General features: G+C 45.5%; 19 protein-coding genes. 9 read left to right on the forward strand and 10 right to left on the reverse strand.

Annotated features, from left to right (window positions below; genetic code table 11):
* The first annotated feature begins 15 nt into the window (after positions 1-15).
* From NG833_RS01105 to NG833_RS01120, 4 genes are all read left to right on the forward strand, one after another.
* Complete coding sequence (locus NG833_RS01105) at positions 16-1224, forward strand: calcium-binding protein (protein ID WP_254563489.1); 1209 nt, start codon at positions 16-18, stop codon at positions 1222-1224.
* A 129-nt stretch (positions 1225-1353) separates the two neighbouring features.
* Positions 1354-2031, forward strand: coding sequence for a response regulator transcription factor (locus NG833_RS01110; protein WP_254563490.1), 678 nt, complete (start codon positions 1354-1356; stop codon positions 2029-2031).
* 3 nt (positions 2032-2034) lie between these two features.
* Positions 2035-3513, forward strand: coding sequence for a cell wall metabolism sensor histidine kinase WalK (locus NG833_RS01115; protein WP_254563491.1), 1479 nt, complete (start codon positions 2035-2037; stop codon positions 3511-3513).
* A gap of 129 nt (positions 3514-3642) precedes the next feature.
* Positions 3643-4491: a hypothetical protein gene (locus NG833_RS01120; protein ID WP_254563492.1), complete on the forward strand. Its 849-nt coding sequence runs from the start codon at positions 3643-3645 to the stop codon at positions 4489-4491.
* Here the strand turns inward: NG833_RS01120 and NG833_RS01125 are convergent.
* Both NG833_RS01125 and NG833_RS01130 read right to left on the reverse strand, forming a co-directional pair.
* Positions 4449-5639, reverse strand: coding sequence for a cupin domain-containing protein (locus tag NG833_RS01125; protein WP_254563493.1), 1191 nt, complete (start codon positions 5637-5639; stop codon positions 4449-4451). The genes NG833_RS01120 and NG833_RS01125 overlap by 43 nt on opposite strands.
* A gap of 132 nt (positions 5640-5771) precedes the next feature.
* Entirely contained in the window at positions 5772-6077 is a 306-nt protein-coding gene (locus NG833_RS01130) for a hypothetical protein (RefSeq protein ID WP_254563494.1), read from the reverse strand.
* Positions 6078-6253: 176 nt separating this feature from the next.
* Here NG833_RS01130 and NG833_RS01135 point away from each other — a divergent pair, with 176 nt between their 5' ends.
* Positions 6254-6631, forward strand: coding sequence for a DNA-binding protein (locus NG833_RS01135; RefSeq protein WP_254563495.1), 378 nt, complete (start codon positions 6254-6256; stop codon positions 6629-6631).
* Positions 6632-6709: 78 nt separating this feature from the next.
* On the opposite strand, the gene NG833_RS01140 is transcribed toward NG833_RS01135, so the two are convergent.
* The 6 genes from NG833_RS01140 to NG833_RS01165 all read right to left on the reverse strand — a co-directional run bounded on the left by NG833_RS01140 (position 6710) and on the right by NG833_RS01165 (position 16988).
* Complete coding sequence (locus NG833_RS01140; protein WP_254563496.1) at positions 6710-8446, reverse strand: vanadium-dependent haloperoxidase; 1737 nt, start codon at positions 8444-8446, stop codon at positions 6710-6712.
* A 273-nt stretch (positions 8447-8719) separates the two neighbouring features.
* Positions 8720-11515 (reverse strand): SBBP repeat-containing protein, encoded by a 2796-nt coding sequence (locus NG833_RS01145; RefSeq protein ID WP_254563497.1) that lies wholly within the window; start codon positions 11513-11515, stop codon positions 8720-8722.
* A 149-nt stretch (positions 11516-11664) separates the two neighbouring features.
* Positions 11665-13578 (reverse strand): HlyD family efflux transporter periplasmic adaptor subunit, encoded by a 1914-nt coding sequence (locus NG833_RS01150; protein WP_254563498.1) that lies wholly within the window; start codon positions 13576-13578, stop codon positions 11665-11667.
* A 203-nt stretch (positions 13579-13781) separates the two neighbouring features.
* On the reverse strand, positions 13782-13988 hold the full coding sequence (locus tag NG833_RS01155; RefSeq protein ID WP_254563499.1) for a mersacidin/lichenicidin family type 2 lantibiotic: 207 nt from the start codon (positions 13986-13988) through the stop codon (positions 13782-13784).
* A 209-nt stretch (positions 13989-14197) separates the two neighbouring features.
* Complete coding sequence (locus NG833_RS01160; RefSeq protein WP_254563500.1) at positions 14198-16342, reverse strand: peptidase domain-containing ABC transporter; 2145 nt, start codon at positions 16340-16342, stop codon at positions 14198-14200.
* A gap of 499 nt (positions 16343-16841) precedes the next feature.
* Positions 16842-16988 carry a hypothetical protein gene (locus tag NG833_RS01165; RefSeq protein ID WP_254563501.1) on the reverse strand — a complete coding sequence of 49 codons (147 nt, stop codon included), beginning with the start codon at positions 16986-16988 and terminating at the stop codon, positions 16842-16844.
* A gap of 310 nt (positions 16989-17298) precedes the next feature.
* Here NG833_RS01165 and NG833_RS01170 point away from each other — a divergent pair, with 310 nt between their 5' ends.
* The 3 genes from NG833_RS01170 (at position 17299) to NG833_RS01180 (ending at position 19331) form a co-directional block, all read left to right on the forward strand.
* Positions 17299-18249, forward strand: a complete 951-nt coding sequence (locus tag NG833_RS01170; RefSeq protein WP_254563502.1) for an endonuclease domain-containing protein — start codon at positions 17299-17301, stop codon at positions 18247-18249.
* A 345-nt stretch (positions 18250-18594) separates the two neighbouring features.
* On the forward strand, positions 18595-19050 hold the full coding sequence (locus NG833_RS01175) for a hypothetical protein (RefSeq protein WP_254563503.1): 456 nt from the start codon (positions 18595-18597) through the stop codon (positions 19048-19050).
* A 113-nt stretch (positions 19051-19163) separates the two neighbouring features.
* The gene (locus tag NG833_RS01180; protein ID WP_254563504.1) at positions 19164-19331 is read left to right on the forward strand and encodes a hypothetical protein; all 168 of its coding nucleotides are present in this window, start codon (positions 19164-19166) and stop codon (positions 19329-19331) included.
* Between the two features lie 53 nt (positions 19332-19384).
* On the opposite strand, the gene NG833_RS01185 is transcribed toward NG833_RS01180, so the two are convergent.
* Positions 19385-21331, reverse strand: a complete 1947-nt coding sequence (locus NG833_RS01185) for a type 2 lanthipeptide synthetase LanM family protein (protein ID WP_254563505.1) — start codon at positions 21329-21331, stop codon at positions 19385-19387.
* Positions 21332-21654: 323 nt separating this feature from the next.
* Between NG833_RS01185 and NG833_RS01190 the strand changes: the two genes are divergently transcribed.
* Positions 21655-22251 (forward strand): YggT family protein, encoded by a 597-nt coding sequence (locus NG833_RS01190; RefSeq protein WP_254563506.1) that lies wholly within the window; start codon positions 21655-21657, stop codon positions 22249-22251.
* Positions 22252-22358: 107 nt separating this feature from the next.
* Here the strand turns inward: NG833_RS01190 and NG833_RS01195 are convergent, their stop codons facing one another.
* Complete coding sequence (locus NG833_RS01195; protein WP_254563507.1) at positions 22359-23933, reverse strand: NAD(P)H-quinone oxidoreductase subunit N; 1575 nt, start codon at positions 23931-23933, stop codon at positions 22359-22361.
* Positions 23934-24088 lie beyond the last annotated feature (155 nt).

Consider the following 24088-nt stretch of genomic DNA (forward strand, 5'->3'; position numbering starts at 1 on the left):
AGAAGAACTACAAACATGGTCGTTAATATTGGTCAATTGCCGGTTCAACCCGATGTAATAGTAACCATTTCGGGGACAGTCGTCGCCGTGAGGGAAGATGAATTTTTACTGCAAGATAGTACCGGCCAAATTTGGGTAGAACCGGCGAATGGAACCCGGGTGAATGTTAATATCGGCGATCAGTTAACGATTGTGGGCGATCGCGATGATGTAGAAGACTTCGATGCCATCAGCATTACCCGGACTAATTCCCCAGAACCCATCCAAATTTTTGCCTTACCCGGTGTGACTCCTCCGGTTCCTGAACCGACTCCTCCGGTGGTGTCTACTCCATTAAACACCAGTCCCCTGCAAACTATTGGTCAATTGCCGGTTCAACCGGATGTGATAGTAACCATTGCCGGGACAGTCGCCGCCGTGAGGGAGGATGAATTTTTACTCCAAGATAGTACCGGCCAAATTTGGGTAGAACCCCAGGGGGGGAGTTGGAATGGGTTCAATTTAAACATCGGCGATCGGTTAACAATTGTAGGCGATCGCGATGATGTAGAAGACTTCGATGCCATCAGCATTATTCGCGGCAATTCCCCCGTAGTTATTCCCTTGAATTGGCAAAATACCGGGGGACAGAATCCGCTTCAGGGAACCCTGATGGATGATGTAATCGCCGGAAATCCCATCATCCCAAATTCTATCAATGGCCAGTCAGGAAATGATACCTTATTCGGGGGAGAAGTTGATGATGTTCTCTCCGGTAATGCAGGTCAAGATATGTTGTTGGGTCTGAGTGGCAATGATATTATATTTGGGGGAAAAGGGGATGATACCCTTTGGGGAAATCAGGGCCAAGATATGCTCTTGGGGAATCTGGGAAATGACTTGCTGTTTGGGGGAAAAGATTCAGATTTTCTGGATGGAGGGGAAGGCAATGATACCCTCAGTGGCGATTTAGGACAAGATTTTTTGACCGGAGGACCGGGGAATGATGTGTTTGTTTTATCCTCAGAAACTGCCGCCACCGATTTGGCAACCGCCGATCGCGTTCTGGATTTTGAAATCGGGTTCGATCGCATTCAACTGAGTCCAGGATTAACATTTGCTGACTTGAGTTTAGAAGCGATCGACTTGGGGACCGCGATTCGAGTCCCGCAGTTCAATCAAGTTCTAGGAATTATTGATAATGTCACGCCATCGATGCTCAGTGCGAATGATTTATGGGTCTAAGCTCTACTATTATAGGGCTACAGATGGATGGGTGCAATCTGGAACGGGACGATTCTCGGGACTGGGAATGTCCCCGTTCAGGATTGCTCGAAATCAAACGGATAAATCAGTTTTCAACCGAGGTTTGTGATGCGAATTTTATTAGTTGAAGATGACCCAGAACAACTCGAACCCCTGCATAATGCCTTGACTCGTTCGGGACATATTGTAGATGGGGTGGCGGAGGGAACTGATGCGCGATGGTTAATTGGGGAAAAGGACTATGATTTACTGATTTTAGATTGGATGTTACCGGGAGAAGATGGGGTTTCTATTTGTGAATTCTATCGAGAAGGGGGGAAAACTTCGCCGATTTTAATGTTAACGGCAAAAGATACGACGGCGGATAAAGTGAGGGGATTAGATGCGGGGGCCGATGATTATTTGGTTAAACCTGTAGATGTGGAGGAATTGTTAGCAAGGGTCCGCGCCTTACGCAGGCGATCGCCGCTGTGGATTGGGGATATTCTCGAAGTGGGGGATTTATCTTTAAATCTGGATACCATGCGCTTAACCCGAGGAGAACGCAGTATTAAACTTGCCAGTCGGGATTTTCAACTGTTAGAATATTTGATGCGAAATCCGGGTAAAGTAATCAGTCGCGATCGCCTAGAACAAGCCCTCTGGGAATGGGGGGAAGAACCGGAAAGTAATGCCGTCGCTTCTCGGGTGAAACGCCTGCGAAAGCGACTGCAAGAATTGGAAATAGAAACTTGGATTGAAACCGCTTATGGGGTGGGTTATCGGTTTGAACCTCAGAATAATTAATCAATGAATGGGCTTAAAATCTCTCTAACCTTCTGGAATAAACTGCCGATTCGCATTCGTGGCACTCTGATTATTGCCATTCCCGTAACTTGTTTATTTACCACCTTATCTGCATTCGCTTGGTTGAAAGTTAGCTTAATTGAAGATGAAGAATGGGTTCAACATACGCAAATTGTCCGCCTAGAAACTAAACGCCTTTTAAATGCCCTAATTGATGCCGAAACCGGAGTGCGGGGGTATGGCTTGACATTTAGGGAAGAGTTTTTAACCCCTTATAACCAAGCTATTACGATAATTCCTGGCTCTTTAGAACGCTTACAATATTTAGTCACGGACAACCCAGAACAGACCCTGCTTCTCCAAGAAATTAAGAGTATTACCCAGGAAAACCTAGAAATATTCAATCAAAAAGTTACCCTTCAATCCGACATTAAACAACTGCGAGATTCTCCGGAAATTTGGGTTCCGGCTGATGCACTGTATGAATGGTTGGAAGAAGGTAAAGCGACAATGGATGAAGCCCGCTTATTAATTGACCGCTTTGCTGAAGCTGAGGAAAAATTACTAGAAAAGCGCCAAGTTCATCAAAAATTTTATCGCCAAGTCACTTGGAATATTTTATGTATTTCTGCCGGAGTGGGTGTCTTGGGGTTTTTCTTGTCTATTCATCTATTTTACAAACTTGAGCAAGAATTAGCTACCCGAGAAGTGAACTTACAATCTAGCAATCAACGCTTAGAAATGGTTTGCGAACAACTTCAGCGGTTTACCGCAAATGCTTCTCATGAATTACGAACCCCCTTAGCGGCAGTCTTGAGTAATGCTCAGGTAGGGTTAATGGATCTCGCGGATTTGGAAGAGTTACAAGACGATGGGGAAGATTGCATCCCCTTGAAGAATCGCTTACAAAAGATTGTTGAAACCACCAAGAAAATGAGCGATTTAGTCGGTCAATTGTTATTTTTGGCTCGCCATGAAGGAGGGCTAAATTCTGAGTCTTTAAATCCCGTGGATTTAGCTCCTATTTTGAAGCAATTAGTCGCTGATTTTTTCCCAGAAGCTCAAGCCAAATCCCTGGACTTAACCTATCATTGCACCCCGACTGTTATTCCCATCAAAGCGGATATGAGTTTGCTCCCACAAGCGGTTATCAATCTCTTGAGTAACGCTTGTCGCTATACTCCAGCCGGCGGAAACATTGAGGTTTTTGTATCGACAGCAGAAAATTGGGCTATCATTGAGGTCAAAGATACGGGAGTTGGGATTCCGCCTGATGCGCTCTCTCATATTTTTGAACGGTTTTACCGGGTGGATAAAAAACGCTATGAAACCGCAAAAGGCTTTGGACTGGGATTGGCGATCGCCCAGCAAATTGTGCAAATTCATGGCGGTAACATGGAGGTATCTAGCATCCTGAATCAAGGTTCAATTTTTACCATTCGTTTACCGTTAATACGGAATTCAATTCCCAAAATTCTATAACAACCCGCACCCTAAAGGGTGGGGCTATACGGACAAAGCCCGCCTGTGCGGGCTGAAGAGAAAATCGACTTTTAACAAACGGATTTGGTATAATTCATTAACCCTTGATTCATAATCTAGTTAATATCCATGACTAAAATTCTCCCATTGGGTCACCTGTTTCCAACGGATAAAGAGGGTTTTATTCTCAATGATTGTCACCCGGATAAAATACTCCCACCCTGGACCTCTTTAGTGCAGGAACTACGCCAAAGTTGTCTACAAATTTGGCCCTCGCGCTTACAAGCACTTTATCTGCGCGGTTCGGTCCCGCGCGGTTTGGCAATTTTGAACGGCTCTGATTTAGATAGTTTTGCCCTATTATCCGGGGAAATTACCCCAGAAGATATTGAACAGTCCCGGCAACTTTGCCAAACTCTGAACAGACGGTATTTGTTTTGCAAAAAAGTAGAGTTAATCCTCTTTGAAGATAAATCAATCCAAAAAACTGATTCCATTTGGCCGGTGATTATTCAAACCCAAAGCTTGCAAATTGCTGGTGATTTTCTCCCAGAAACCCTGAACGTTAAGCCCGGTCCTGACTTGATTAGCTATAGTTATACTTGGCAAGTCGATTTAGCCACCACTTTAAAGAATTTGGAATGTTTATCTCCCCATGCTTTAGATTATTCACATCAAGTCAAAAAACAATGTGCTTGGATTGCTCGACGTCTGATTAGAGTGGGATTTGAATTGGTGATGGAACAAGACCAATGTTATACTCCGGATTTATATCAGTGTTATGAACGATTCTCCGCTTCCTTCCCTGAGCAACGGAACTCAATGAAAAAAGCGCTAGAATTGGCAATCAAACCTTCTGCAAATCGAGCCGGTTTAATCATATTTTTACGCCGGTTTGGCCGGTGGTTAGAAGGGGAAGTTCACCGAAAATTTTATTATTCAATTGAGGAGGAACTGTCTACAAATAAAATTCCCTGAGTGACTAACCGAGTCAAGAGGGGAATCACGCCGGTTTCTACATCCAAGGAGGGACACCAGTCGGCTAAATCTAAGAGAGTAAATCCTCCGGGACGAAATAGTTTTTCGACGATATCGGTAGGAATTCCTTTAATTGTCGCTTGTTTAGCACCGATAATCACTTGAGTTTGATGGTCCTCAAGGGAAATGATTTGCACGGGATGTAAGACAGAGGGAATAAATCGAGTTTCTAGTCCGAAGTCGAAAATTTGGCTACCGAGTTGATGGGGGAAGGCAAAGGGAAGTGGGGTGCGATCGCGATAGTTTAAATCATCTAAATACCGCGTTATGGTTTCGGGATTTTCCAGGAATTCAACCAGGCGATCGCGCAACTGTTCCATATAGGGTTGCACTGCGGTTCTATCTCCTGACGGAATCACCGGCAAACTCGCTCTCCATTGAGTATTTTCCTGCAATTCTTTCCCCAACCACTTCATCCAATCTAACCCGGTTTGACAATCAATTCCTAAGGTCAAATGCAGGGATGGGGAATAGTCATCGCGGGAGGGATTAGAACTGGCGATCGCATAATGCCAATGTCCCCGAGGAATATACAACAAATCTCCCGGTTGCAACCGACATTCCAAATAAGGCGGCACATCTGGCGGAATCTGGTCCTTAGAACGCATCCCGGTGACGGGAAAAGGAACAGTTTCCGGAAAAACAAACCAGTCTTTCTCCCCCTCAATTTGCAAAATTAGCACATCATGGGTATCATAATGACAATTAAATCCTTGTTGGTCACTCGGCGAACAATACAGGTTAATTTGGCTGCGATATCCGGTTTGTTGACGAACATCAGCCACCAATTTTTCCAGTTCCGGAACCCGTTCATGAACGCTATCGATAATTAAAGTGGCTCCTTGATGCAGTCGTTCCAGCCATTGATGGGATGGGGTCGCCGGTAACGATTCTCCATCCAAGGAAAACCGCAAATTCGGATACGGAATGAAGTGATAATTCAATAAATGATTCAATTGATTCCACCCAAATAAACCCGCAAATTTATCACGACTTTTACCTGGAATAAATAGAGCTATTTCAGTCCAGTTTTCCGCAAAAAACTGTGAAGTTGTATAGGGAGATAATAGAAAGTCAAAAATATCCATAAATCAGTCGGTCTGACGAATTATCAATAATTTACCTGGGTTGAAAATCAAGCTGGGAGTGTAAACCGGGAAAAACTTAATTGGATGACACTCCCAGTCCTCGGTCAATCGGCTGTTAAAGCAACCTAGAGATTATACCTGACGAATAAAGGAAGTCTGACCGGCTTGATTGCGATCGCGATTCTGATCGACATCCTGAGTTTGATCGACATCTTGATTTTGATCGACATCGGCATCGCCAAATAACCAGGCTGAGTCGGAATTGGTGGGGGAATTGTTAGTCAGGTTAACCACTTCAACTTCTACGGAAGAATTGCCTGCGAGATCGACCGGAGAACTGCTGAGTGCAGCTTGAGATGGGGCAACTAATAGTAAGCTGGCTTTGGCACTCAAAAGACAGGCCATGATTAGATTGGAAGACTTTAAATTAAATATCATACAAGATTCCTCCGTTAATGAATCGGGTTTTTCTGAACTTGAATTAACCTTACCTTAAGATTATGACCAAAATATGACCGAGAGAACCCCCCCCTCGGTTTCTGAACCCTAGATTTTGGTCATTTTCTGGTCATCTTTGTTGTTTAAAGTAGAGACAGAGTTGAGGTAAAACGAAGATGAAATCAACATTTACAGCCGTTCTGAGTGCCTTGATGTTTGTCATAGGGATTAATCCAGTCAGCGCCCAAATTCCGATTCGAGAATTACAGCGCACTTCGGGACTAACTGTTTCCGGGGAGATTAGAAGTGTAGTCGGTAACGAGTTTATACTGGATGACGGGACGGGTCAAGTCATCGTGGATGCCGGACCCTCTTGGTATCATCAACTGGATTTCCGAGAAGGGGAACGAGTGACAGTTGTGGGAGAATATGAAGGTTATGATTTGGATGCCTTCACGATTACTCGGGAGAATGGGGAAGTTTTGCAGATTCGAGACTCGGAAGGTCCCGCGCCTTGGTCCGGAGGTCGTCGGAACCGCAACCGAAATCGATGAGATCCATTTTCCAACGGATTTAAGACTGCTATATCAACCAGATTTCTAACCCCCAAAAACAGGCTAAAATAGAACAATTTATGGGATACCTTGAATCCAAAATTGGGCGCGATTCCAGACGATTTCTCCCACTTTTCGGCCCAATTCGCGCCCGTTGATATCTCCTTCGTTAAAGTGAATACCGCCATAAATTCGGGACAGACCCGACTCGTCAGCGGCGGCGGAAAAAGTGGGCCAAGATAGAGTAATTTCTGTTGTTGGGGTGACTCCGGGTTCGATAAAAGAATCCCCGACGGCAATGGTGACAGCGGCCCCAAATTCATCAGATCCGGTAAACCGTTGGAGAATTTCGGCGGCGGCGGCACTAAAGGTACTGTGTCCGGAAACATATTCGGAAAAGGGCGGAGTGGGATTGTTTAAGCGTTGATAGGGTTGCCATTGAGCACCATCAAGGGTCTGAGTTCCTTGTCCAGGACCGCCCCATCCCTGAATCATTTCTCCGGCAAATGCGTTCCGAATGGCGGTCACTGGACGGACCGAATCATAAAATGTTTTGGTCTCCCAACAGGCAATTCCTGCATCAAATAGGGCGTTACTCAAGGTGAAAAATAGTTGGATATCCCGATCTAAGCTATGAGTTTGCCGATCGCTAATCCATTGAGCAAATGTCATCCAGGTTCCCGGGGGAAAAGATGTTCCTGCTCCATCTTCCCAAAATTCAGCAATGATTTTTTGGCGATCGTTCAAATTGGCATTAATCTCTATTAATTCGGCCATTTGTTGAGCAAACTCAGGACTGTCAACTTTCAGCGGTTCTGGGGGTCGAAATTGAGCGCCAGAGTTCAAGGCAAAGGGAATTACATTTCCCCAGTGAGGGGTGAGAAAGGTTTGAATTCGACCGTTCGGGTCGTCTAGGGGTTCTCGCAAGGGTTGCCAGCGACTGCGATCGCTGAGGATATCGGGATGATTGACGGGTTGATATCCGGTGATATCCTGATAGTTATTTAAGGCATTAGACCCATCTTGTTGTCGAAATTCCAGTAAATTTTCAGCCACAAAATACCCCAAACCTGATGCCGTATTCGAGTCGGGATTCCTCGGAGAAGGATTATACCCGAGTTGCTGCATTTGGGTATTAAAAAACTCAATTTGTGAGGGAAATAACTGGCTTAATATATAATAGGCGGCATAACTCATTGCCTCACTTTTGTTCAGTTCTGTATTCTCTTCCCGAGGCCGTTGCAGGCGGTTCTCCGGTTGAGTGGCGATCGCCGTTGAGTCGTAGGCCGCCCAAGTATCAAACATCGCTGTATGCACCAGACCATAAGCACGGGAGGCGATCGTGGGACCCGGACTCGTATTGCGAACCGCCTGCTGTGCCGCTTCATCCCAAAACGGCACGATCCGCGAATAGGCGATGCGTCCTTCGCCTTCCCCATAAGTGAGATAATGATGCAGTTCGCTGCTAAATCCGGTTACCGGGTCGATCGCCTCGGCAACATCCGGATTCTGTTGTTGATAGAATTGTTCATCAAATAAAACACTCGGATTCCGTCCTTCCTGTTGTCCAAACCTCAAATAATGAGTCAGTCCTGACTCTAATAATTGCCCAGCAACCGCAGCAGCAACATCGGGATATTGTTCTAAATAATAGGCTTCATTATACCAGGCACTCGGAGTTCGGCCTTCTCCCTGACCCCATTGGAGAAAATGCTCTAATCCGGAATTAAATCCTCCCTGGGTTACGGCTAAATTTACATCGGGATTTTGTTGCAAGTAATAGCTTTCTTCAAACAAATCATCAAGCAATAACATGGTTTTCTCTCTGATTCTTTTAGTGAATCGGGTCTTTCTTGATGGCGGTGAGGATTTACGCATTCCCTTGATATCTGTAGGGGCGATTCGCGAATCGCCCCTACAAAGAACAAATCATCAAGCAATAACATGGTTTTCTCTCTGATTCTTTTAGTGAATCGGGTCTTTCTTGATGGCGGTGAGAATTTACGCATTCCCTTGATATTTGTAGGGGCGATTCGCGAATCGCCCCTACAAATAATGGTCAAAAAGTGTGGGCCTGATCAACCGGACTTAGATGCGGCGGCCTTCACGATGCCCAAAAATTAGGTAATGAGCTAATGGATTCGGGAAAATGCCTTGATTCACCGCAGCGGCAACATCGGGGTTAGTTTGTAAATAGAATCCGGGGTTAAAGGTTAAAGAAATTGGAGACCGTCCTTCTAAGAAACCAACCTGGATGAAATGAGCAAAACCACTGTCAATTCCCCCACTGGTTTTAGCTGCCGATACATCAGAATTTTGAGCTAAATAGCCCTGTTCGTCAAATAATTGACTAGGATTTCGACCTTCAAATTTTCCAAATTTGGTATAATGGACAAAGGCACTGGCTACGCTACCATTGTTAACCGCTGTTGCCACATCAGGGTTAGTTGCTAAATAGAAACCTTCATCAAAGAACAACGACTGGATATCGAGTTGGAGGTTACGGATAAACTCAATTGAGGTTTGATAGGCGGGGGAAACCGTGAGGTTTGAGTTGCTAATTTTAGCAATAAATCCATCCAGAACCTCTTCTATTTTTGCACTTTGAATCGCCCCGGTTGTGATGGGAAAATCAGGCGATCGCGTCCCACCAGTAACATAGAGATTTCCGGCATCATCGGGAACTATTCCGAGGATAAAATCTCGTTGACTGCCTCCGAAAAAGGTGGAATAAATGGCCTCAGACCCTTGGGGATTGAGTTGGGTAATGAATGCATCGGCAACCCCAGAAAATGAGGGTTGCAGAGCATTAACCGTGGGAAAGTCGGGGGAGTCAGTATTCCCGGCAATATAAGCATTTCCCAGACTATCGAGGGCGATCGGTCCACTGAAGTCCATTTCGCTTCCCCCCAAAAATGTCGAGTAAACTAACCCCGTTCCCGTGGGATTGAGTTTCGTCACAAAGGAGTCATATAATCCCCCACCAAAGCTGGGCTGAAATGCCCCGGGAATGGTGGGAAAATCTTCAGAATCCGTATATCCGGCCAGATAAGCATTTCCAGAACTATCAACAGCAATTCCCGTGATATAATCTCCATCGACTTCACCGGAACCGCCGAGGTAGGTAGAATATTCTATCGTCGATCCGCTGGGGTCGAGTTTGGTGACAAAGGCATCCAGAAAAGCACCATTAAATTGAGTCTGGAAAGCACCGGGACTGATAGGAAAATCCTCGGAAGCGGTATATCCGGCAACATAAGCACTGCCACTTTCATCAACGGCGATCGCCAAAGCGCCATCATCTTCGCTCCCACCTAAATAAGTGGAGTAAACTAACTCGGTTCCCGTGGGACTAATTTTACTGACAAATACATCTCCAAAGGAGAATGCGCCGATTCCCCCAAAGGTATTTTGAGCCGCATTCACTAAGGGAAAATCCATGGAACTGGTGACACCAGTCAGGTAAACCTGACCCTGATTATCTAGGGTCATATCCCAGTTCGTTTCTATCCCAGTACCGCCTAAATAGGTAGAGTAAATCAGTTCGGTTCCCGTATTGTTGAATTTGGCAACAAAGGTGTCTTGCTCTCCAGATAAAGAGGTTTGAATGCTTCCCGCTGTAGTAGGTAAATCCGTGGAATTGGTATTACCAGAAAGATAAATATTTCCAGCATTATCAACTTGGAGAGAAACATTAGCACCTTCGTCCGATGCTTCTGTGCCACTGCCTCCAAAGTAAGTAGAGAAGAGAGTTGTAGTTCCCGTAGGGTCGAGTTTGGTGACAAAGACATCGCTTTCCCCGGCATTATCCGATTGGATTCCTCCAACGGTGGGAAAATTAGCCGATTGGGTAATTCCAGCAATATAAATATTTCCCGCTTGATCTAACGCAACATCAAATCCCCGATCGCTCTGGCTACCCCCGAGATAACTAGAGTATTCTAGCACCGGGTCAATCACTAGGGTATAGTTGGGGTCATAATCCCCAATTTCAAACCCCACTAATCCATCCCCTAGCAAACGATATCCCCCAGATATGGCAATCCGATTGCCGTCAATCTCTTGATAAATGACAGGTGCAGTTTCGATTAATTCCCCTAATGCCGTTTGCAAAATCAAGGCCCCATCTTCCCGGATATCTAAGCCCGTAATCCCACTATAATTGAGCAGGATTTGGTCGGAATTGACCCCCGGTTCCACGATAAAGTCACGCTTTAATTGCCCTTCTATGCCATTATAAACTAGGTGAATGCCCGGATATAATTCGTTATAGCTAACTCCGCTATAAGTAGGAACATTACTCACCCATTCGCTCGAATTATTTCCCATGAAAAAGTTAGCAACACCGGGTAAGGGGTTTAATCCCGATATTTCTGGGTGAGAATTGGCCCCGATAAATTGCAATTGGACTGTGGCATTGACAGGCCCTTCGGGGGTTTGTTGGGATGAGGTTAATGACAATCCATCCTGGGCGAATTGAATTGTATGTCCAGCACCGGATACCTGGAATTGCGGGGTTCCGGGTCCGTTTTCTAGGGGGATAAAACTTAATGGCAGGTTGCCAAAGGAGGGATTAATTTCGCCTATGGGAGTGGTGAACCCGACGAGTGGATCGCCTTGAGACTGGGTGAATGCCAAGTCGGGAGTTGCCATTGCTTCGTCCACCAGGAGGCGATCGCTTCCCAAAATTCCTAAGTCTGATTCCCCGGGAATGAGAGGAGCATTTAAAGGGGTGACTGCCGGATTAAACCCAGAAATAAGCACCGACTCATCCCAACCGGAATGCTGGGAATTTTCCACCCCGGAAATTAAGCCTAAATCAAACTCCCGTCCCATGTCAATTAACCCGAGTGCGTCGGTGCTATTTGTGTCATCAATCATCATGATTTGGTTTCCTCTCTAAGTTTTTAACAAATCGGCATCCAATTTCGATAAGCCGATGATTTTATAGACCATTAATTTTAGCGATGGGGTAAAAATTGCCAGGAATTTTAAACCTTGCTAATAAATGCATTAACATTCCCAAATCTCTTCTAATTTGCCAGTTTAATTCTCGATGTACGGAGAATGAAGTTTAAAAATGTTGCAGTTTTAGAAACAATGTCTGCCCGGGCTTGCATTCCCGGTTGCAGTGAACAGTGTTGGTCGTCCCGTTCTCCAGAATTCACCGGGGAAGAGTCTGAAAAGTTAGCGCCTATCCTCGATTTTCGAGTTAAATAAAATTGCTGCAATTCTATCATTACTTCATAGGAAGAAGTGGCGACAGATGAATTCAAATCCGGTTGATTTAAACTCGAATTAACAGTCCGATTGTCTAGGGAAATCGTATCCGGTGAAATTGCCGAAACTTTCCCGGTCAGCATTCCATATTCTGGATGAGGACAAGCCGCAATTCTAAGGTAAACCTTCTGTCCTGTTTCGACCTGACTAATCTCGGAAGAGGGAACCCAAGCCTTGACGACTAGGGGGGCTTGAATCGGCGAAATTTGGGCAATTTCTTCCCCAATTCGGACGACTTGTCCTGGATTTCTCAAGTTAATCTGAAGAATTTTGCCGGATTCTGGAGCTTCAATCACTTTTTGCTGAATTTGTCGCTGGATTTGTTCGAGTTCTTGTTCCAAAAATTTCCCTTGATTCTCCTGGTCAATTTTTTGTTGAATTAAAGCGGCTCGTTGTTGAGTCAGTTCGGCAATTCTCAACAGTCCAGTCGCCTGGTCTCCTTCTATCTGTTCTCGGGCGATCGCCACTTGAGAATCATTGGGATTGAGTGCAGTTCTAGCCCGTTGTACTTTAGCTTGGGCGGCAGCAACTGCTTGCTCTTCCCGGGCGATCGCTTGTTTTTGAGTCTCTACCCTAGCCTTTTGGGCGGCTACGGCTTGTTTTTGCTGTTCAACAATCAATTGCACTTCAGCTAATTCATTTTGCAGTCTGGCTTCGGCTCCAGCAATCACCTGTTCTTGCTGTTTCATTCCCGTTTGATAAGACTCGATTCGGGCAATTTGGGCAGCTAATGCCTGAGTTTGTTGGTCAAATAAAAGCTGGAATTCTTCAAACACTTGACGAGAAATTGCTCCTGTTTCCAGTAAGGTTTGATGGCGATCGCGCTTTAACTCGGCGGCAGCTAAGGCCCTTTCAATCCCCGTTAAATCAGCCTGGGCAGACCTGAGTTCAGACTGCATTTGGGATAAATTTTCCCGTTCTTTCCTGACATTAGCTGCCGACTCTACAGGAGACTCTTGAGCAATTTGTTCAAATTGCTGTTTAGAGAGAGTTCTGAGGTCTATATTTTCATTGAATTCCATTCGATATTGAGATGCTTGAAACAATCCCGTATCCACAGAGGAAATTAACTGATATAAAGTGGCCAATTCTGCTTTCATTTCAGACTGAGCCTGAGCTAATTCTTGTTCAATAACCCGCAGATTGGCTAAGGCTTCTTCCACTTCTAAAACGGTATTGACTTGGCGGTCTTGATAGTCCCTTTGCTGACGGCTGAGTTCAGATTTACCGGAAGCCACAGTCCGGTTACTGCGCTCCGTTTCAGCCATCATCTGGCCATCGATCGCCTGAATTTGGGCATTAATTTGAGCAATTTGTTGTTGAATGTTCTGTAAGTTATTCTGAGTCTGAACTTTTTGGATTTGCAGTTGAGAATCATCCAGAATGGCGATCGCTGACCCTTGACTAATTTCCTGATTTTCCCGGACTTCAATCCGTTGGATGGTTCCTTCTACAGCAGCTTGAACGATTTTGACTTCTCCGGTGAGACGAATGGTGGCCGGGACTTTAACGGTAATCGGATATTCCGCGATCGCCGCCATCGTGACCGCTGCCGCCACTGTCCCCACCAGAAATAAGCCGCCTAGGGTATTCCAACCACTTAAGGGCGGTAAAAATTCATCGCTTTTAGCGATGGGAAGTAGATTTTGGTTCGGATCACTCAACATGATTTTTTTCAATCTCTCAACAAGGGTCAGCCTCCTGAATAGGGAGTCTAAATCACAGTTTTCTTTCGGTTCAAAAGACGGATAAACACAGGAAGAAATGCTGTGGCGCATTAGCGCCACAACAATGGGGTTCCATTTAAGTCTGGGGTGTTGAAATCCAATTTCAAGAATTGGATGTGAGGATATTTGCGGAGGATTCGCCCTTAGGCGGTCAACACAGCACTTCCACAGCAGGAGCAGGTTGTAGGTCTGACAGTGGGATGTCCACCGGCGATGGAAGACATATCTTCGTCAGAGAGTTCAATTAACCCAGCCGGGTTCTCCGGTAAGCGATCGCGCTGGTCCGGAGTTAGACTATCGCGATAGTCTGAGTCTTTCCAAGCCCTTACTACATCAATGTTTTCAAACATATCGGCTCTCCTGGAACATCTCCAGTATTGCTTGTACGGTTCCCAGATTACCATGAGAATTAGAATCATTCTCATAAAGTTTTTTAACGATTGCTGCCGAATATTGTTAAGAATTGTCAAGTTTTCTCAAGTGAGGGGGATTACCCCCTGGGTTTCGGTCACCCTGTATATTCAAGAGCTAACAGCCTACCCTAGCGGAAACTCAGCCCCTAGGGAATCAAGAAATCGCAGCGATCGCCGGATTGAGCGAGGATATCCCCAGGAGTGCCCTGGAGTTTGACTCGACCCTCCTCCAGCCAGATAATCCAGTCAGCGCGCTCAATCACCCGAGGACGATGACTAATTAAAATCGTGGTTTTTTGGTGGCGAGAGGACAACAGGCGATCAAGAACATCCGCCTCACTTACCGGGTCGAGTCCGGCGGTGGATTCATCTAAAATCAGCAGGGGAGGGTTGGTGACAATTCCCCTGGCGATCGCTAATCTTTGTCGCTGTCCCCCGGACAAATTCATGGCAAATTCCCCTAAAATCGTATGATATTTATTCGGGAGTTTACTAATAAATTCATCCGCCTGGGCAATTTGACAGGCTTTGACAATTTGCTCAAAGGATACCGGCAGCGAACCCAAGTGAAAATTATCTAAAATAGACCGACTCCAAAAGTGAGCATCTTGCGGCACTAAAACCACCTGTTGCCGCACGCAATCCCAGGATAAATCAGTCAAATTATAAGGTTCAATCCGAATAGTTCCCGATGAGGGCTGATATAAACCCGCAATCAATTTAGCTAAGGTACTTTTTCCACAACCGGACTTGCCAACAATGGCGATCGCCTTGCCTCCCGGTATGGTCAGCGAAAAGTCTTTGAGCAACTCCACCCGTCCTGGATGATGAAAGGTTAAATTCTGACAAATCACTGGCGCATCCGCCGCCAATTTTGCCGTCGGTTTGATTTCTTCATGCGGTTCTGATTGCGCTTCTATCACATCCATCAACCGTTCCGTTGCTGCCTGAGTGCGGGTGACTTGGGGAACGAAACTCACCAGACTGGTCATTAACAGAATCAGATTCAGATTCAAAGCATTAAACCCCAACAATTGACCAATACTTAATTGCTGATTAATCACCAAATGACTCCCCAGCCACAGCAAGATAGTTTCCCCGGATAGGGCCAAAAATCCTGAAAAAACCTGGATAACAATTACCGCATTCATCACCCGAAATGTTAAATGAGCTTGGCGACCATAGCGCCCTTGAAATTCGGCCCATAATTGGGGCGCGGCCTGAATGGTTTTTAGAGCCAAAGCGCCTTTAAATGTTTCAACTAAAATCCCTTGAGTTTCTGCGGCAAAAGCTAATAAAGTTAGGGTTCTTTGCTGAAGATAAGATAAAAAAACGACCATCCCTAGGGCAATAACTGCGGCGATTCCCAGGGCGATTAAAGTCAGAAACCGACTATAAATTAGCATAAATGTGGCTGAAGCCACCGCAATTAATAACTGGCTGGGTAAAATTAAACCCACCCGAGCAATCAATTGATTAACTTCCCGAATATCCAGTAACCGACTAGAGACTTCCCCACTGCGATGGGTTTCATAGTAAGTCAGGGGTAAGCTGAGAATCGCCCGCCCAAATTCTAACATTAAATCGAGTTCTAAGCGTTGGGCTAAATAAGTGACTAAATGGGATTGGGCTAAATTCAATCCGCTACTGATGATATGCATGACTAAAACGGCTTTAATAATCACACTGAGCAGTTGGGTATCCCCGCGAACTAAGACATCATCGGTGAGGACTTGCAACAAAAAGGGAGTGGTCAGGGACAGACAACCAATGGTCAGATTAAATAACAAACTCCGCCCGATCAGACTGCGGTGATGCCATAACCGCTGAAGTAAGCGTCTATAGCCGCTAACTTGGCCGCGATCATCGAGCAATTGATAAAAATCGGGACGGGTTTCCAGCAACAGCATCACATTATTCATCCGGCCTGCTGTGATTTCTTGGGAGGATAAATAGCGCAGGCCAAAAGCCGGGTCTGCGACCACATATTTTTGACCCTGCCGCCCATAGAGAACCACCCAATGATTGCCTTTCCAATGAATAATTCCCGGTAAAGGAATCTGGTTTTTATTGACCAGTTCCAGGGGGACTCGCACTCCCCGGGCATTAAATCCCAGGGTTTTGGCTCCTTGTTTCAAGTTTAATAAAGTGGTGCCGAGTTGTCCGGTTCCGGCGGCTTCTCGGGTGCGTTTAATGGAAAAATTTTTGCCATAAGCATGGGCAACCGTTGACAAACAAGCCGCTCCACAATCTTCTTCATTGTGTTGCAATACTACGGGGTATTTTTTCATTTTCCGGGGAGATAAAAGAACAATGACTGGAGAGGACTATATCATGTCAAGTTGAAGACCCCTAGTTAGGACTGAGAGGGCCGCCGTCGGGAGAGGTAGGGGGGGCTGGGGAAATCAAGTTAAAGTCCCCCAGATTCCGCCATCGATTTAGGGGGCCAGTGCGTAAGTCTTGTTTAAGTTGATTTAACTTCTAAGATTAAACCCCTAGTCTGTTTATCAGACTGGGGTTTTTTTGAGCCGATCGCTCATCCTTGGTCTCTAGTGACGGATCCACGGACTCCACGGACATTAAGGGAATCTAAAAAGAAAATAAAACTCTTGCAATCTTTAGATTGGATAGTGTACTATTAGAAATAAATCTCAATGCGGTGTCTTGGGCCAAAAGGAGTTCAAAAGCAAATTTTCTTGGGCGTCCGCCAAAGGGACCTCGAAATCGCCTATCTCAATGCCTTTATGGAGTTGGCTCGCAATTACCGCGAACATCCCCGAAAAGATGAGGTTAGTGATATAATGTAAAGAACTCCGCCGCGATGGTGCTACGCACCGCCCGGAGGGCGATCGACGAAGTATCAGCAAAGGTGGTTGAGGCTGTTGGAGGTGGATCGACGTTAGATAGTGTAGAATTGAGTTGTAGAATTTGAGCCATTCGGAAAAGTTTCTGTTTTTTGTCCCATAGGGGTTGACTATCCAGAAAATGTCAGTATAATCAGTAGTTATGCCGAACCCAGTAAGCCCGTTGAGATTGTCTATTTTCATCAGAGATTAGGCAGTCAAAAATGGTTAACTTCGTTGATGAGTCCCGAAGAGTTATTGGCGATCGCGAAGTTAAGAAATTGATAGGCGATCGGGGCATAGCACATCGTTGCACCTGACTTGAAAAGCGATCGGTGATAAGCTAAAATTATTGCAAGCAGGTGAACTAAGCCGTTAGGCTCCGCTCATCAATCGAGGTAAACATGAAGTATCCAGGTCAGCCAAAGTCTCCGCCAAGTTGGTATAGTGACAGAGGTCAATCATATATTGAGAAGGAATTTAGTAAGGAGCTGGACGACTTAGCGAATGCCATTGAAAGTGAGCATTGGTTCGGAGACAAAGAAAAACATGGACGATATCGTGTTGATTTTATTTTGAAAGATGCTCGACTAATAATTGAATTAGATGGGCATGAATATCACTCAACGAAAGAACAGCTAGAAAAAGATGCAATAAGGCAGCGATACCTTTCACGAGCTGGCTACACAGTTATTAGGTTTACAGGGTGTGAAATAAATCGAAATCCTAGATCATGTGTTGCGGAAGTTCGAGAAATGTATAAAGAGCGAATGCAAAGAGCTCCCGCTAAATACCGTGTAATGTACATCGATTATCCATTCCTCTATCGAGAAACAGCTAAGGCTCTGTCATTTTTTAAAGGGTTACACCCTGACAGAACATTAAAGCCTGTAGATATTGATGAACTCCTTCCTCATGCCATTGAATGGTTACATGAAAAATCTTTTATTACAGCATTTATCTTTCACCCACCTGAAGATGAACATGAAATAAAGCACTTAGATGGTTCTATTAAAGAATATGAAAAAGGAGAGATTAGAATTAATACTGTTTCAGAAGAATGGTATACGCTCGAATTGGGTGAGCATATGGAAAGCTTCTCACACTTGTTTGACGAATTTATTTTAATCGCCGACGATCCTGTTTATATAAAACCACTTCGTGCAGTTCTTCCTGAAGAACTAAGTGATAGAGATCATGGTTTTTATAGCTTTAAATATTTAGCTAACGGTAAATTACTTCGCCATGGTAATGAGTCTACTTCATTTGTTGGAAGTGAGCTTGTTCATGTTCTATGGCAGAGAGTTTGGTACATTATTGGCGCTTCTATGGGCTTAAGTCTGTATGAAATGTAGAGCCTAACAAGTCATTGCAGCAGGACAAATAACAGTTGGCTATTTGCTCGTGCCTCGCTTATTTTAGCCAACAGTTATTTGCCTCTGAATGAGGCGTTATACCAAACCCGAAAAGTCCGTTTAGCTTATCTGTATCAGTTCAAGAATAGGCAAGCAAAAATGGTTCTCTTCGTTGTTCAGTCCCGAAAAGTTATTGGCGATCGCAAAGGTTAAGAATAATTAAGAGATCGTGGCATAACACATCATTGGAGCGGACTTTGTGGTAGTCTTGGGACAAGTTGGGTAGTTTCGGTCTGCCGCTCAAATAGACCGTTAGCCCTTAGTTTATTAAGTGAGGATAATTCGATGAACCAGGGTTTTACCTATACGGATCATAAAGACATTGACTTACAGGTAACTCTTAAAACAGGAGCAATCTTTCAAGGATTAAGATGTTCTCTACTTCGCACATATTCTGAACAATATGACACCTGTGATGCCCATGCACTGATCTGCTACTCCTGTATTAACAAATTGGGAGTTAATCATATGAAAAGAGTTGAACCTAATAGCTTTGAGCTTTTCAAAACTCCTGATGGTCGATTATGGAAAGTAGAGAGTTATAAAGAGAATTTTCCCCCAGATGCTCCCGGACTCATTTTTCGGCTTAAAGATTTGGAGACGGATGATGATGATGATAATGATATAGAGCCAAATTTTAATTATTCAAGCTACGGGAATGATCCTTACGAAGGTGTAGATTGGGGCGATCCATCAACATTTAATCAAGCAGCTTGGGACAATGTTCCAGATAGAGATTAGGTAATTCCGGTTGATCGAGTTTTCTGTTCTCTGCACAATCAAGCTTTGCCAGGTCTAACAATCCCAATGCACCGGAACAAAGTCAAGTGATCGGTGAGTTGCAGAGGGTGTCTATGTCCGGTGATTGGGGGCGTTATGCCGAACCCAGTAAATCCGTTGAGATTGTCTATTTTCATCAGAAATTAGGCAGTCAAAAATGGTTGACTTCGTTGATGAGTCCCGAAAAGTTATTGGCGATTTGCTCCGCAACGCAAGCTAACGCAAAGGTTAATAATAATTAAGCGATCGGGGCATAACACATCATTGGAGCGGACAATATCAGAGTAACTTGTGCTTAGTTGGAGGCGATCTCCGCCCGAATTAATCCAACTTGTCGTTCTAAGTTCGTTTCATCCAGCCGTTGCAGGTGAAGGCGGACTGAATCTAAGGAAGATTCCGGTAAAAAATCTGCTATGATTTCCCCAATTTCCGACTTTAAATGACGGGAATTGGGCTGAGTGGTAAATCGAGGAATATCCCCTTGCCATAAGTCTTGAATTTCCGCCGGTATCGCCCGGGCTAAACTGGGAAAATTCGGCACTTCCACCCAGAGTTTATCAAACAGGCGATCGCGGTCTAACGCATCCCGCAACAAATCCGGATGAAATCCCTCCTGCAATAATAATCCATAAGTCCGAGTTGCCCGCAAAACCACCCGGATTTCATCCTCAGCAAACTCATTTAATAGCCCATTTTTCCCCACTAACTTATCCCGATTTTTGACCAAAACTCGATAAATTTCTGTAAATCCCGTAATAATTGCTGCCGTATAATCTTCCAAATTTACCGAGGCCCCGTTCAGGGTGGGACGATTCAAATCTGGGGGTAATTGAACCGCTTGCCGAGAGATTTTCATTTCATCGGTTCCCACTCCCTGCCAGGTGGGAATAGCATCAGGAGTCATGCGATTGCCTGAGTTCCCTAACCCACTAATATCAATCCCTCCATACCCTTGATTCCCCCACAAATTCATCGGTAAAATCCCCACACTTAACACAGACCGATCCAGTTCTCTTTCCGCTAAAGAATCAGAATTGAACCCCTCCAATTGGCTATACCGGGGGTGGAATAAAGATTCCAAATCTACTAAAATCGGCTGTTCTCCGAGGGCGATAATATTATTGCTATAAAAATCCGTAGCTTGCAGGGCATACAATAAAGCTAGATATCCTCCCTGTCTTTGATAAAATCGCTCGATTTGCGGAGCCAAGCTACAGGGTTGAGCAGTCACATATTCCACCCAACAATACTCCCCGGAATTGAGAACATTCAAGAGTTGAAAAGGGGGATGATTGCCTCGTTCATTGAGCCAATTCAGTAAATTTTGAAAATGAATATCAAGGCTGAGAGAGCGGGGTTTATAAACTAATTTAAACCCGGAACTAAATTCGGCAATCGCCACCGAACGTCCCCCATTATGTGGGTCCCCCGCATTGGAATTCAGATGGACTAATCCGCCAGGTTCAGAGTCGGGAATAAACTGCTGGATAATTCTCGGCCAATCCTGACAGAGGCGTTCCACAAATTCATAACTGACGGTAATCCATCCCTGGATTGAGTTGAGGATTTGCCGGGTCAAAACCGGGAATTCTGTCCACAACGCTAGAGCCATTTCCGGTTGTTGCAATTGCTGAATAAACTGAGAAAATCTCTCCGCACTACTGTTACCAGACAATTTCCCTTGGATGCGCGCTACATTTAATTCCAAGACTAAAGTGCGGGTACTCATCCAGAGCAATTCTTTCGGTAAGGGTTCATACAAAATTGCGGCAATGGTTTGGGAATTGATGCAGTCAGGGGAGTGGATGGACAGCAAGGTTTGAAGTTTTTGATGGAGGGAACTGCGCCCCCAGGCAATTAAGGGAGAAAATAGGGTTAAAAACCCAGAGACTCCGGATTGAGTATCACTCAGGTTCCCGGTTTCCGACAGCGCAGAGAACGGATAAGTTGACAGGATATCGGACAAGGTTTTGATCCAGTCTGGGGGGTCTGAAAATCGACTGGCTAGAGTTTCGCTTGATTCTCCTAATAATTGCTGAAACTCCGGTTCCGTGAGTCCATCGCTGGCCAACCGTTGTGCAAAATAAATGTCGTTATTAAACGGAGTCTGCGATCGCCACCGTTGCAATCGCCGATCGCCTAACGGGGTACTCCCGACTCTAGGGCGATCGCCCGAGGCAATCCGTTCCCGCAAAGGGATCCCGCGATACCACTGAACTCGTTGGCTGTTTTCTTCCTTCATCGTCGATCCCCTCTACTGGATTGCTTCCCTCACGCCGCCTCTGGGTTTCCTGAACCCCGACTCAACTGCGATCGGGTCCTACTTTTTGCCACCCCATTCTCCCATGAAATTAGAATGATTTTCATTCTGTTTTTATGCTTATGGGTTCCAGGGGTCTGGAGGGGAGGGAAGAACACAAGGTGAGACATAATAGCGGTATCACTACCGGATTGCCTGTGATTTTCCCAAACTGAAATCGGCGGTTATTTTACGGGCGATCGCCCTCACTGGGTAAACCGATTGATAGCATAAGCAATAAGACTATCTTGTAGGAAGGGATAAACATGAACCCAAATAATAACCGACCCGATCGCGACAACCCCATTCCAGGAGAACCATTAACACCGCCAAATCCGGGCATTCCCAGAGGAGATCGCCCGTATAGTGCCTCTGAACCCTTCCCAAACTCTGCCCCTGATGAACTGCGACGGGAACAAGAACGTCACATTCAAAACCTCGGGGAACTGCGACAAGAAGAGGCTCGATTAAGCCGACAGCTTCAGGAATTACGACAACAAGAAGAACATCTCCACCGGCGAATTGAAGGAATCCAATTAGAAGAAGAGGAACGAAGAATTGCTGAAGTTAGACGCAGACTGGCCTTAAACAAGACTAATCAAGTGATTTACTATCTGATGGGAGCATTAGGCGTTTTATTAATTTTGCGGGTCCTGTTGCGGCTATTAGGCGCAAACCCAGACAACCAGTTTGCCGGATTTATTTATGCCTTATCCTCTCCCTTTGTCACGCCGTTTGAAACCCTGTTTATCACACCCACCTTTGGGAATTCTGCTTTTGAATTCAACGCTTTAATTGCCATAGCCGTCTATGGATTACTAACTTGGTTGGTGATTCGGTTACTGGAATTAATTTGGAATTAACCTGAATTGATACCCCACTTGCTCGCACCCCCTAAAAAAAGGAGAGAGGCAACCCCATCGGGATTGCCTCTAAAAAATATTACCGTTAACAATTTACACGGCTTTTCTTAAGGAGTTTGAGACCCTTCCAAGTCCGCCGGACTGGTTAACGTCGCAACGGGGACAGTTTTCCCCATCGAGGCTTGCAACATAGAGGTCCGAGAAACAGAATTATTCGCCAAAGTAAACAGGGGATTAGACAGAATCCCAGCGAGGGAAGTGGCAATCACCGTCAGGATTAAACCCACTTGGAGCGATCGCATTCCGCGCAAATTCCAGCGAATTTCGGGATAATTTTTCACCGCCTCGGACATTTCTTGCGGTTCCTTGACCACCATCATCTTGACCACGCGGATGTAGTAGTAAATGGAAACCACACTGGTTAATAAGCCCAGCAAGACTAAGCCATAAAGACCCGCTTGCCAACCGGCCCAGAACAGATAAATCTTTCCGAAGAATCCGGCCAGGGGAGGAATACCACCGAGGGAAAGCAAACAAATACTTAATCCCAAGGTTAACAAGGGGTCTTTTTGATAGAGACCCGCATATTCGCTAATTTGATCCGTTCCCGTGCGGAGGGTGAAGAGAATCAAACAGGTGAATGCACCCAAGTTCATGAACAGATAAACCAGCAGATAAAAAATCATGCTCGCATATCCAGCATCGGTATTGGCAATTAAACCAATCATCACAAACCCCGCTTGTCCGATGGAGGAATAGGCAAGCATTCGTTTGAGACTGGTTTGAGCCAGGGCCACCACATTACCCAGAACCATACTGAGGATGGCGAGGGCGGTAAACACAAAATGCCACTGTTCCTGAACCAGGGGGAACGCTGTCGTCAGCAGACGGATTGCCAGGGCAAATCCTGCTGCTTTAGAACCTACAGAAAGGAACGCCACAACTGGGGTGGGAGAGCCTTCGTAAACGTCCGGAGTCCATTGGTGGAAGGGAACTGCGGAGATTTTGAACGAAATCCCGGCAATGACAAACACTAGAGAAATCACCAGTCCAATGGAGGGACCTGTGCCAGAAGCAGTGATGCCAGCAGCGATCGCACTTAAGCGAGTTTCTCCCCCGGAAAGTCCATACAGCAGAGACATCCCATAGAGAAACACCGCCGAAGAAGCAGCGCCAATCAGCAGATATTTTAAAGCCGCCTCATTGGAACGAGGATCCAGCTTCATGTAACCCGTGAGTAGATACGATGAAATACTCAGGGTTTCCAAAGACACAAAAATCATCACCAACTCATCTGCCCCAGAGAGGAACATTCCCCCCAGAGTGGCGGTGAGCAAAATCATCAGAAACTCGCCCATTGCGGTGCCGGAGTTTTCCACATAGCGGATCGACATCAAAACAGTCACCACCGCAGACAGGGCGATAATGCCGCGAAAGATCACACTCATGGAGTCCCCATTGAACCCACCGAGGAACGAAATCGGGTCACTGGCATCCCATTGATAAACCAGGGCCACCAGGGCCGCTAGTAGACCGGCGATCGCCATGTAGGGGGTCACCTTCAGGGACTCCCGTCCTACGATCAGGTCATAAACCAGGACCACCAGCAGGGTGACGATCACAATTCCCTCTGGCAAAATTATTCCAGCATTTAGCTGGGCGGCAAGATTAGCAAAGTTCATAGCAAGTTATCGGCAGGTACAATACAACCAATTAGCATCAATCCGGTGCAGTTCGTGCATTAGCAATTCTTTACATCTTGCATCTTACCTTGATATCTGCCCGATGCCCCCCATCTACCGCCAATTCTGCGGGGCTCGGGTGCTAGTTGCGCCAG

The organism is Oscillatoria sp. HE19RPO (genome assembly GCF_024220515.1).
Taxonomy (GTDB): domain Bacteria; phylum Cyanobacteriota; class Cyanobacteriia; order Cyanobacteriales; family Laspinemataceae; genus Laspinema.